This window comes from Micromonospora sp. NPDC050417 (genome assembly GCF_044458865.1).
In the GTDB taxonomy this organism is placed as follows: domain Bacteria; phylum Actinomycetota; class Actinomycetes; order Mycobacteriales; family Micromonosporaceae; genus Micromonospora_G.
Genome location: NZ_JBITIH010000009.1, coordinates 205,279 through 216,423, shown reverse-complemented (window position 1 = coordinate 216,423; position 11,145 = coordinate 205,279). Strand labels below are relative to the sequence as shown.

The following is an 11,145-nucleotide window of genomic DNA, read 5'->3' as shown; positions in this document are numbered from 1 at the left end:
TAGAAACGTTGTCGGTGAAGGGCGCGCCGATCGAACCATTAGCGATCATCCTTGCTCGCCCACGACGGACGGGTTGTCCGTCGTGGGCGACTCAGGGTTGACGGGCGCTCGCGATTCTGGCTGAATTTGTCGCCTACTTGTCCTCGGGTACCCCTTCCAATTGGTGGCCGCCCGATTTGGTTGTCCTGATCATCTTTTCGTGGTTGACGAGTGTTGTTGCGCGACGGAAACTCTCGTGGATTGTCATACCCCTCACGGATCCTTGTGATCGACGTGCTGGTCGGCTCCTGTGGCCAGTCGAATCCAGTTCATGTTCGTTGATGATCGCCATTAGGAGGACGACTGTGACAGCGGAGGTGGTCAACGGGGTTGCGCTGCGGCGGAGCCCTGACGGGGACCTTCCGGTGGTGGTGCAGGTCAGCGCCGAGGCGGCGTTGTTCTCCCGTCCGGAGTTGAAGGTCGAGCGGGTGAGTTATCCCGTGATGACGCCGTCGGCGGCGGTCGGTGTGCTGGAGTCGATCTTCTGGAAGCCGGAGATCCGATACTCGATCGTGGCGATCGAGGTGCTCAAGCCGATCAGGCAGTTCACCATCCGACGTAATGAGACTTCGGATGTTGCCCCGCTCGCCGAGGCGATCAAGGGAACGCGGCGGGTGGATACGGCGGCCCGTCGGGATCAGCGCAACGCGGTCTGCCTGCGCGATGTCGCGTACCGGATTCATGCCCACATCGAGTTGGCTTCCCACGCGGACAAACCGGTTGCCGCGTACCGGGATCAGTTGCGTCGCCGGGTCCGCAGGGGTGCCTGCTTCCAGCAGCCCTACCTGGGCACGCGCGAGTTCACCGCCGACTTCGGCTGGCCCGACGACAGCCCGCGCGAGCCGGTCGACGAGGAGGTCGGCATCATGCTGCACTCCATCCACCGGGACGGCAGTTCGGCTCAGCCGAAGATGGAGTGGTTCGCCGCGCGGATCGTCGACGGCGTGCTGGCGGTGCCGGAACGTGGGATGGAGTTGGCGCTGCCGGAAGGTCTGGTGGCCTAGTGCTGCTCCAGCGGCTGGTCGAGTATGCCGACACCAGCGACGATGCGTTCCCGCCGTTCTACGCTCGGAAATCGGTGCGATGGACTCTCAACATCGCGGCCGACGGGACTCCGACCGGGGACTTCGTCGACACGGCGGAGCCGAGCGACCCGCAGCGGAAGTTCGGCGTCTCCCGATTGGTGCCGTCGGTTACCCGTACGGTCGGGATCGCGCCGGTGCTCGGGGTCGACAACGGGGAGTATGTCTTCGGTTGGCTGGCCGAAGGAGCGAAGCCGGACCGGGTGGCGAAGCAGTACGAAGCGTTCCGGGAACTGGTCGGGGAGTGGGCCACAGCAGAGCCGACTGGCCCCGGTCCCGCCATCGCCGCCTTTTACCGCGACGGCCACGACCGCAAACTTGAGCCGCCGGACGGGTGGGCCCGTCCCGACCTGATCACGTTTCGGGTCGCGGGAAAGTACGCGGCGGAAACCGAGGAAGCCAAACGTTTCTGGGCCGGCGTAGCCGGTGACCGGAAGGGGTCCGGACGGATCGGTCTCTGCCTGGTCTGCGGTCAGGTGCAGCCGTTGCTGAAGACGATCCCGCAGCAGATCCCGCAGCGTTGGCTGCCGGGCGCCACCCAGGGTGCCTCCCTGGTCAGCATGAACGAGGCAACGCACGGCTACGAGCTGCAGAAGTTTCTGACCAACACGCCGATCTGCGCCGACTGTGGCCTGAAGTTCATGACGGCGCTGACCGGGTTGCTCTCCGACCCACAGCACAGCACCGCGTTCTCTGGCCAGAATGCTCGGTTGGCCTGGTGGGTGCTGGGCGGGTCGACGTACAACCCCATGGCCATGGTCGAGCAGCCGGACCCGGTCGTGATCGGCGAGATGCTCGGCGGGGCGGTCACCGGTTCGGAGCGCGGCGTGGACGACTTCTCCACCTACTGCGCTGTGACGGTCGGCGGGAATGTCGCCCGTGTGGTCGTACGGGACTGGGTCGAGCAACCGCTCCCCAAGATTCAGAAGAACATCAAGAACTGGTTCGCCGACTGCGGAATGGTCGACGCCTGGACCGCTGAGATCGTCTACGCCGGCGTGCCGCATTTTGCCCGGGTCGCTGGTCGTTTCGAGGCTGGCCGCAACGGGGCCAGCGGGTCCTGGACGAAGTTCGGTGCCTCGGCGGAGCATCGCCCGCCGGACATGTTCCACCGGCTGATCGGTGCCGCCCTGCTCGGCCGGCCGCTGCCACCGAAACTGCTGCACCACGTCATCAACCGAATCCGGTTGGACGGGCGGCTCGACGCACCCCGTGCCGGCCTGATCCGGCTCGCCCTGCGCCGTCACCCGTACCTGAATCACGACGACCGAGAGAGGCTGACGCCGACCTTGAACGAGGAGAAGAAGCACCCGGCATACGTGTCCGGCCGGATCTTCGCCGTCATGGACGACTTGCAACGCACCGTGTTCCGGGTCGCCGACCAGAAGATCAACACGACGTTCGCCGAGCGCTACTTCGGGCGAGCCATCGACAACCCCCAGGTGGTGCTGGTCTCGGGACGGCGTAACACCACCGCCTGGCTCAAGCGGCTCCGCGGGCCACTGCACCGCCCGAACTGGTCCGAGGCGTACGAGCGGCGTCTCGACGACCTGTTCAACCGCCTCGAAAAGATCCCCAGCGGTGCCGTGCTGACCGACAAGGCCGAGTTCATCCTCGGCTACCACCAGCAGCGTGCGGATCTGCGCGCGGAGCGGATCGCGGCAGCCGCGAACAAGAAGAAGACCGACCTGCCCCCGGAGCCGGAACAAGAGGCGCCGAAGCTCGAAGGAGACGACAACGCATGACCGCCGCCCACCTCGACCCGACCCGGCGTCATGACGCCGTGCTGCTCTTCGACGTCTCCGACGGCAACCCGAACGGCGACCCGGACGCGGGCAACCAGCCACGTACCGACGACGAGAGCGGCCAGGGGCTCGTCACCGACGTGGCGATCAAGCGCAAGATCCGGGACACCGTCTCCCTGGTGCGTGGCGACGACCCGCGTTACGGCATCTTCGTCGAGGCCGGTTTCGCGCTGAACACCCGGATCGAGGCCGCGCTCAAGGCCAACCCCGGCAAGGCTGACGAAGCGCAGCGCTGGCTCTGCGAGCACTACTTCGACATCCGGATGTTCGGCGGCGTGCTCAGCACCGGCAAGGGTGGCGGTGCCGGCCAGGTGCGCGGGCCGTTGCAGCTCACCTTCGCCCGCAGCATCGACCCCATCCTGCCGACCGATCACACCATCACCCGAGTCACCCAGACCCGACAGGAAGACATAGACAAAGGCGAGCGTACGGAGATCGGCTCGAAGTGGACGGTCCCGTACGGGCTCTACCGGGCGCACGCGTTCTACTCCGCGCCCCGAGCTGCGAAGACCGGTGTCACCAGCGACGACCTGGCCGCATTCTGGCAGGCGATCAGCGTCATGTTCGACCATGACCGGGCCGCCACCAGGGGCGAGATGAAGCTCTGCGGTCTTTACATCTTCAGCCACCCGGACGCGTTCGGCGTCGCGCCGTCGGCCAGCCTCACCCAACGGGTAACCCTCAACCGGGCCAACCCGGACAAGGCGGCCCGCGCCCACACTGACTATGTGCGGGGCCTGGACGAGTCGGGCCTGCCCGAGGGCATCGAGCTGACCAAGCTGGTCGACCTCTGGCCGTGACCGACGCCGCCGCAGCGGACAGCGGCGCACGAGAAGTGCCGCTGTCCGCCCTGGAGCACTACGACTACTGCCAGCGCCAGACCGCCCTGATCCACGTCGAGGGAGTCTGGTCGGAGAGCGCGGAAACCGTACGCGGCGACCTCAGCCACACCGCCGTCGACCTGCCCGGAATCCAGCGCCGCCGTGGGCTCACCGTGGTGCGATCACTCCAGGTCTGGAGCGACACGCATGGGCTGCGCGGCGTCTGCGACATTGTCGAATTCGAAAACGGTACGGCGACCCCGGTCGAATACAAGGTCGGTCGCTACCTCCCCGGCGGCCCGGCCGAACTCCAACTCGCCGGCCAGGCACTCTGCCTGATCGAGGCCGGGTTTGCCGTCCCGACCGGATACGTCTACTCGGTCGCGGAACGGCGGCGGCATCCCGTACCGATCACCGCGAATCTGCTCGACCGGGTGGTGCGGGCGACCGAGGCCGTACGCGAACTGATGGCCAACGCCACGCTGCCGGCGGCCCGCAACGACAGCCGTTGCCGGAAGTGTTCCCTGCGCGAGGACTGCCTGCCCGAACTCACCGATGGGCGCCGGCAGTCCCCATCCGACCTGTTGACCCCACGACCGTTGGGACAGTGGCGTGACTGAGCTGCTCAACACCCTCTACGTGCAGACACCCGGCACCAGCCTGCACCTGGACGGCGACACCGTACGTGTCTTCCACCCCGACCAGCCCGGGCGCCGGATCCTGCCACTGGTCCGGATCGACCACTTCGTTGTCTTCGGCGGAGTCAACGTCACCGACGACCTGATCCTTCGCTGTGCGGACGAGGGAAGGTCCATCAGCTGGCTCACCGGAAACGGGCGATTCCGTGCCCGTACGGTCGGCCCGACCACCGGCAACCCACTGCTGCGGCAGTCCCAGCACCGGGTGGCCGACTCAGCCGAACAGCGCCTGCGCATCGCGGTCGCGATGGTGGCCGGCAAGATTCACAACTCCCGTCAGGTGCTGCTCCGCACCGCCCGCGACAGTTCGGGGCATCGCCAGACCGCGCTGCGGGCGAGCGCCGAACTGCTCGGTGAACGACTGGAACTGCTCCGGACTGCGGACAGTGCAAACGAAGTGCTCGGCGTCGAAGGCATCGCCGCCCGCGACTACTTCGCGGCGATGCCGTACCTACTGACTGACAACAAGGAGTGGAAAGCGTCCGGGCGAAACAAGCGCCCGCCGACCGACCCACTGAACTGCCTGCTCTCCTTCCTGTACGGAATGCTGCGAGTCGCTGTGCAGGGAGCGTTGGAGCAGGTCGGTCTTGATCCGTACATCGGGTTCCTGCACGGCGTGCGGCCCGGTAAGCCGGCACTTGCTCTCGACCTGATGGAGGAGTTCCGGCCGCTGCTCGCCGATCGGCTCGCGCTGACCCTGCTCAACCGGCGCGAGCTGACCCGCGACGACTTCGAGGCGCTGCCGAACGGCGGTTACCGGCTGACTGAGAACGGGCGGAAGTCGGTGCTCGCCGCGTGGCAACAGAGCCGTCAGCGCGTCTGGCCACACGTTCAACTGGGACGGGACGTGCCCGGGGCGCTGTTGCCGCTGGTGCAGGCCAGGCTCCTTGCCCGCCACCTGCGGGGCGACCTGGTCGCGTACCAGCCGTGGATGGTGAGCTGACCATGGATCTGCTGGTCACGTACGACGTGGAAACCGTCACCCCGCAAGGGCAGCGCCGGCTTCGCGCGGTGGCGAAGATCTGTGAGGCGTACGGTCACCGGGTCCAGAAGTCCGTGTTCGAGGTCGTCTGCCGAGACGCCGACAAGGTACGACTCGTCGCCGAGTTGCAAGCCGTCATCGACCCGGTCCGAGACAGTGTCAGGATCTACCGGCTGCCGGCAAGCGCACTCGACGACGTCGAACATCTCGGCAAGCCTCGGGCAGTTGATCCGCGTGGTCCGTTCGTGATCTAGGAACCCCAAGCTCACACGGAATCACCGAGGGGTTCCGAACCAGAGAGTCTGGATAAAGTGAACAAATCGGACCACGAGCAGACTTCAGGTGCATTGGCATTGGACTATTTGCCCTGCTCGCGAGCCGCTGCGCCCAGCCCCCGGACCGGGCGAGGATCGCAACCGGACTGACCCCGGAGCGGGGGTTGCAGGTGCACCCCGCTGCGCCCAGTCCCCGGACCGGGCGAGGATCGCAACACGATGGCGGTGTGCGCGGCACCGGCGGACTCCGCGGCTGCGCCCAGTCCCCGGACCGGGCGAGGATCGCAACCACCTTCTGATGGTCGTCTCACCGACCCCGATCGCGGCGGCTGCGCCCAGTCCCCGGACCGGGCGAGGATCGCAACTGACTCGGCGCGGGAACGCCGACCAGGAGCCCGAGCTGCGCCCAGTCCCCGGACCGGGCGAGGATCGCAACTCGACGGCCGGGTTGTCCCACACCTGCCAGCGGAGCGCTGCGCCCAGTCCCCGGACCGGGCGAGGATCGCAACGACTTCACGCCCGGCTCGGTCGCCGAGATGATCGCCGCTGCGCCCAGTCCCCGGACCGGGCGAGGATCGCAACGAAGGGCCTTGCCGTTACTGACTGTGTAGTGCGCATCGCTGCGCCCAGTCCCCGGACCGGGCGAGGATCGCAACACGACCAGGTTAAGGGCGAGCATGACGGTCACGAAGCCAAGCTGCGCCCAGTCCCCGGACCGGGCGAGGATCGCAACGAGAAGGGCGTCGGACAGGGGTGCAACAAGGCGGCGATCGCTGCGCCCAGTCCCCGGACCGGGCGAGGATCGCAACTTTAAGCTGGCCGGGGTGATGAGGACGTAGGGCACGCTGCGCCCAGTCCCCGGACCGGGCGAGGATCGCAACCGGAGGTGCCGAACCTGGATGTCGAGCCGGCGGACCTCCCGCTGCGCCCAGTCCCCGGACCGGGCGAGGATCGCAACACCTCGATCACCACCCGTGCCGCCCTCAGCAGCTCAAACCGCTGCGCCCAGTCCCCGGACCGGGCGAGGATCGCAACCCAGCAGCAGGACTCGGAGGCGGCCCCGGACTACTACGGCTGCGCCCAGTCCCCGGACCGGGCGAGGATCGCAACGCGTACCTGGTCGTCGTCCCAGTCCGGGTGGACCATGCTGCGCCCAGTCCCCGGACCGGGCGAGGATCGCAACCTTGTGGCCTACACCAACGGCGTCGATGGGGCGCTCCGGCTGCGCCCAGTCCCCGGACCGGGCGAGGATCGCAACTTGGCGTAGCTCCGGGTGTGGCGCATTGACTGCAACCAGCTGCGCCCAGTCCCCGGACCGGGCGAGGATCGCAACTTGTCGACCAGCCAGTCGACGATGATGACGACCGCGCGCTGCGCCCAGTCCCCGGACCGGGCGAGGATCGCAACACAGCACACCCCCGAATCCGAACAGGTCACGCAGGTGCTGCGCCCAGTCCCCGGACCGGGCGAGGATCGCAACGGTGATCCACAGCGGGACGGTGGGGTCCTGGATGGACGGCGCTGCGCCCAGTCCCCGGACCGGGCGAGGATCGCAACACGCCCGGACTGGTTCAGGCGGTCATCGCCAGCGGGCCGCTGCGCCCAGTCCCCGGACCGGGCGAGGATCGCAACTCATCGGGGCCGACCGGAACCTTGAGCGCGTGCGCGGCGGCTGCGCCCGGTCTTCGGACCAGGCGAGGATCGCAACCGATGTTGGCGAAGGGCGGTCACATCCTCCGCGCCGGCTGCGCCCGGTCTTCGGACCAGGCGAGGATCGCAACCCTGGGCGGCGACGATGGCCCGGAGCCCTCGCCTCGCTGCTGCGCCCGGTCTTCGGACCAGGCGAGGATCGCAACCAACTGGGCAAGCTCGCGGTGCAGGCCCCGGCGGTTACGCGCTGCGCCCGGTCTTCGGACCAGGCGAGGATCGCAACTGGTCCGGGCCACCACCAACCGACCTGGCAGCCGAACCGCTGCGCCCGGTCTTCGGACCAGGCGAGGATCGCAACGTGCTGGACTCCCCGGCGTACGACCGGGCGCACTACGGGCTGCGCCCGGTCTTCGGACCAGGCGAGGATCGCAACGGCATTGAGCGCGAGTGCGATATGGGGGTAGTTACCGGGCAGCTGCGCCCGGTCTTCGGGACCAGGCGAGGATCGCAACACGAACCAGTCAGCCATGCTTACTCCGCTCTCACGAGAGCTGCGCCCGGTCTTCGGACCAGGCGAGGATCGCAACCTCTCTGAGGTGTGGGACTACAAGCCGGGTGACCGACTCAGCTGCGCCCGGTCTTCGGACCAGGCGAGGATCGCAACCGCGTCGTCGACGTCGCCGCCTGCGCCGAGAGCCCGCTGCGCCCGGTCTTCGGACCAGGCGAGGATCGCAACCTGCCGGGTGTAACCCAGCAGGAAGCCCAGGCCATCGGGCTGCGCCCGGTCTTCGGACCAGGCGAGGATCGCAACAACAAGCTAAAGGCGGCCGTGGACACGCTGGTGAAGCGGCTGCGCCCGGTCTCCGGACCAGGCGAGGATCGCAACATCGCCCGGTCGAGGTCGGCAGTGAAGTAGAGCTGCTTGCTGCGCCCGGTCTCCGGACCGGGCGAGGATCGCAACGACCGGTCCGGCGTCGGCGAAGCGTACGAGGGACGCTGGCTGCGCCCGGTCTTCGGACCGGGCGAGGATCGCAACGAGGAAGGCCCGCTGTCCGAGCACGCGCGGGCGATGAAGGCTGCGCCCGGTCTTCGGACCGGGCGAGGATCGCAACGGGTGACCCAGTTAGACGGCACGCCTCTGCGGTCCACGCTGCGGCCGGTCTTCGGACCGGGCGAGGCTCGCGACCGCCAGAGGTTGCTTCGGGCCTGAGCCACGATCGAGTGGGCTGCGCCCGGTCTTCGGACCGGGCGAGGATCGCAACGCGGGCCCGGACGCCCAGCCACTCGGCGTACCAGACGGCTGCGCCCGGTCTTCGGACCGGGCGAGGATCGCAACCCTCTGACTCCATTCGGTGCCTCGCGAACATGGGAGGTGCTGCGCCCGGTCTTCGGACTGGGCGAGGACTGTAACGGCAACAAGCTGGCCGTGGACGGCCACGGCAACCGTCACCTCACATTCCTGGTCTCGTCCGACACCATCACCAGCCATCTAATCGGAATGCGCTGACCAGGGGTTATGGGGCACTAACATGCCCCATAACACCCGTCGTACCCGTGATTGATCCGTTTGGGCGGCACCCCCTCGGCCGCCTGGGCGTACGCCGCCGCGCACGGGGACGGGCCTGGAGGGGTAGACGACATGACGCAACTGGACAGCCGGCAACCGGAAACCAAAGTCGACGTACGGGCTGGTTATCGCGGTGACATCGAGGGGCTGCGGGCGCTCGCGGTCGTACTCGTGTTGTTGTCGCACGCGGGCCTGGACTTCCTCCCTGGTGGTTTCGTCGGGGTGGACGTTTTCTTTGTGATCTCCGGGTTCCTCATCACCGGACTCCTGGTCGCGGAGTTGGAACGCACCGGCAAGATCTCGATCACCGGCTTCTACGCCCGCCGGGCGAAACGGCTGCTGCCCGCCGCGGGTCTGGTGCTCGGCACCACGCTGGTGTTGACCCTCTTCTTCCTGCCGAAGACCCGCTGGGCGGAGACCGGCTGGGACGTGGTGGCAAGCGGGGCGTACGTGATGAACTGGCGGCTGGCGGAGCAGGCGGTCGACTATCTCGCGGTTGGTGACGCGCCGAGCATTCTTCAGCATTACTGGTCGCTCGCGGTCGAGGAGCAGTTTTACCTGGTCTGGCCGCTGCTGCTGATCGTGGCCGCCTGGGCTGGCTGGGCTCGGCGTCGCTGGCTGCTGGCCGCGCTGGCGTTGATCGCGGTCCCGTCGTTCGCCTGGTCGGTCTACCTGACCGAGTCTGACCCGGCCCGCTCCTACTTTGTCACCACCACCCGGATGTGGGAACTCGCGCTCGGTGGCGGCCTGGCTCTGCTCAGCCACAGGTTGGCCCGGCTGCCGCGCCCGGTCGCCGCCCTGCTCGGGTGGGTCGGGCTCGGTGCCGTTGTCGTCGCCGCGCTCCGGATCACCCCGAGTATGGCCTTCCCCGGTTACCTTGCCCTGTTGCCGACGGTCGGTGCCGCCGCCGTGATCGCCGCTGGCGTCGCCGGCCGGTTCGGACCCGAACTGCTGCTGGGGCTGCGTCCGGTACGGGCGGTCGGTGCCCTCTCCTACTCGCTCTATCTCTGGCACTGGCCGCTGCTGGTGGCGGCGGAGGCCCGGTTCGGTGAGCTGAGTGTGCCGGCCGGGCTCGCGGTCGTGGGGCTTTCCGTGGTGCCGGCGGTGTTGACGTACCACTACCTGGAGAATCCGATCCGCCGGTCGCCACGGTTGGCGTTCTATCCCGTACGGGCGCTGCGCCTGGGGTTGTTCTTTACCGCCGTGCCGGTGCTGGCTGGGCTGTTGTTCCAGTTCACGGTCTGGCCGCCGCCGCGCCAGCTTCCGCCGAGCGCGCTGAGCGTGCCGGTGGTCGTGTCGCCCGGTGCGTCGCCCACTGCGCCCGCCGGTCCGCCCGGTGCGGCGATCCTCGGCGACACTCCCCGGGACAGTAAGGAGGGGGTGCCGGTGGACAAGGTGGACGTGATCGTGCCGGATCCGCTCGCCGCCAAGGCGGACCTGCCGGACGTCTACTCCCAGAAGTGTTTCTCCGAGGGGACCAAAACCGACCTGGTGACCTGCGCGTACGGCGACCGCGACTCCGATTACACGGTGGCGGTGGTCGGGGACTCGCACGCCGGCAACTGGATGCCGGCGTTGCAGGCGGTCGCGGTCGAGCGGAAGTGGCGGCTGGTGACGTACCTGAAGCAGTCCTGTCCCTTCCTTGACCTGGAGATTTCGGTGCTGGCGCGGTCGACCCCGGCCTGCGTCGAGTGGAACCGCAACGCGCGGGCGGAGCTGACCGGCGCCGGGCGGCCGGACCTGCTCCTGACCAGCAGCGGGTACTACGTGCCGATCCGGGACGGTGTGCTGCTCAACGGCAGGCCCGGTTACGACGCGACGGTCGAGGCGATGCGTCGCACCTGGTCCGCGATGACGGACGCGGGTGTTCGTACGGTCGTGCTGCGCGACACGCCGTCGCTGAACGTACGGGTGGCGGAGTGCGTGTCGGCGAACCGTACGAAGCTCACGAAGTGCGCGGCTTCACGGGAGGTGGCGGTGACGGCGAGCGCCGGCCCGGCACAGACGGAGGCGGCCAAGGGTCTGCGCCAGGTGAGCCTGGTCGACCTGACCGACAGCATCTGTCCGGCCGCCAGGTGTGCCCCGGTGATCGGTGGTGTGCTGGTCTACCGGGACAGCAGCCACCTGACCGCCAGTTACGCCCGGAGCCTGACGCCACGGCTCGGCGCCGCGATCGACCAGGTGTTGAACTGAGGGCGCGCGCGTACACGTGTCGTTCCGGCAACG

7 protein-coding genes and 1 CRISPR repeat array are annotated in these 11,145 nt (G+C 68.1%); all 7 genes read left to right on the top strand.

The annotated features are described in order from the left end of the window. Window positions 1-356 precede the first annotated feature (356 nt). The 7 genes from cas5c (at window position 357) to ACIBF5_RS14435 (ending at window position 11,112) form a co-directional block, all read left to right on the top strand. On the top strand, window positions 357-1,043 hold the full coding sequence (gene cas5c, locus ACIBF5_RS14465; protein ID WP_396811696.1) for a type I-C CRISPR-associated protein Cas5c: 687 nt from the start codon (window positions 357-359) through the stop codon (window positions 1,041-1,043). Next, complete coding sequence (gene cas8c, locus ACIBF5_RS14460; protein WP_396811622.1) at window positions 1,043-2,866, top strand: type I-C CRISPR-associated protein Cas8c/Csd1; 1,824 nt, start codon at window positions 1,043-1,045, stop codon at window positions 2,864-2,866. The genes cas5c and cas8c overlap by 1 nt, the downstream gene beginning before the upstream one ends. After that, a complete protein-coding gene (cas7c, locus tag ACIBF5_RS14455; RefSeq protein ID WP_396811620.1) occupies window positions 2,863-3,726 on the top strand; it encodes a type I-C CRISPR-associated protein Cas7/Csd2 in 864 nt (287 codons plus the stop codon). The genes cas8c and cas7c overlap by 4 nt, the downstream gene beginning before the upstream one ends. Further along, window positions 3,723-4,367 (top strand): CRISPR-associated protein Cas4, encoded by a 645-nt coding sequence (gene cas4 / locus ACIBF5_RS14450; RefSeq protein ID WP_396811618.1) that lies wholly within the window; start codon window positions 3,723-3,725, stop codon window positions 4,365-4,367. The genes cas7c and cas4 overlap by 4 nt, the downstream gene beginning before the upstream one ends. Continuing rightward, window positions 4,360-5,388 carry a type I-C CRISPR-associated endonuclease Cas1c gene (cas1c, locus tag ACIBF5_RS14445; RefSeq protein WP_396811616.1) on the top strand — a complete coding sequence of 343 codons (1,029 nt, stop codon included), beginning with the start codon at window positions 4,360-4,362 and terminating at the stop codon, window positions 5,386-5,388. Before cas4 ends, cas1c begins: the two co-directional genes overlap by 8 nt. Further along, the gene (gene cas2, locus ACIBF5_RS14440) at window positions 5,373-5,681 is read left to right on the top strand and encodes a CRISPR-associated endonuclease Cas2 (protein ID WP_396811614.1); all 309 of its coding nucleotides are present in this window, start codon (window positions 5,373-5,375) and stop codon (window positions 5,679-5,681) included. Before cas1c ends, cas2 begins: the two co-directional genes overlap by 16 nt. A 126-nt stretch (window positions 5,682-5,807) precedes the next feature. Further along, a CRISPR array of direct repeats spans window positions 5,808-8,763; the repeat unit is 37 nt; unit sequence GCTGCGCCCAGTCCCCGGACCGGGCGAGGATCGCAAC. A gap of 228 nt (window positions 8,764-8,991) precedes the next feature. Continuing rightward, window positions 8,992-11,112, top strand: coding sequence for an acyltransferase family protein (locus ACIBF5_RS14435; protein ID WP_396811612.1), 2,121 nt, complete (start codon window positions 8,992-8,994; stop codon window positions 11,110-11,112). The last annotated feature ends 33 nt before the right edge of the window (window positions 11,113-11,145 follow it).

Bases quoted from the DNA above. Each gene is read 5' to 3' on its own strand.
- cas7c (WP_396811620.1), top strand. From the start codon at position 2,863: ATGACCGCCGCCCACCTCGACCCGACCCGGCGTCATGACGCCGTGCTG.
- ACIBF5_RS14435 (WP_396811612.1), top strand. From the start codon at position 8,992: ATGACGCAACTGGACAGCCGGCAACCGGAAACCAAAGTCGACGTACGG.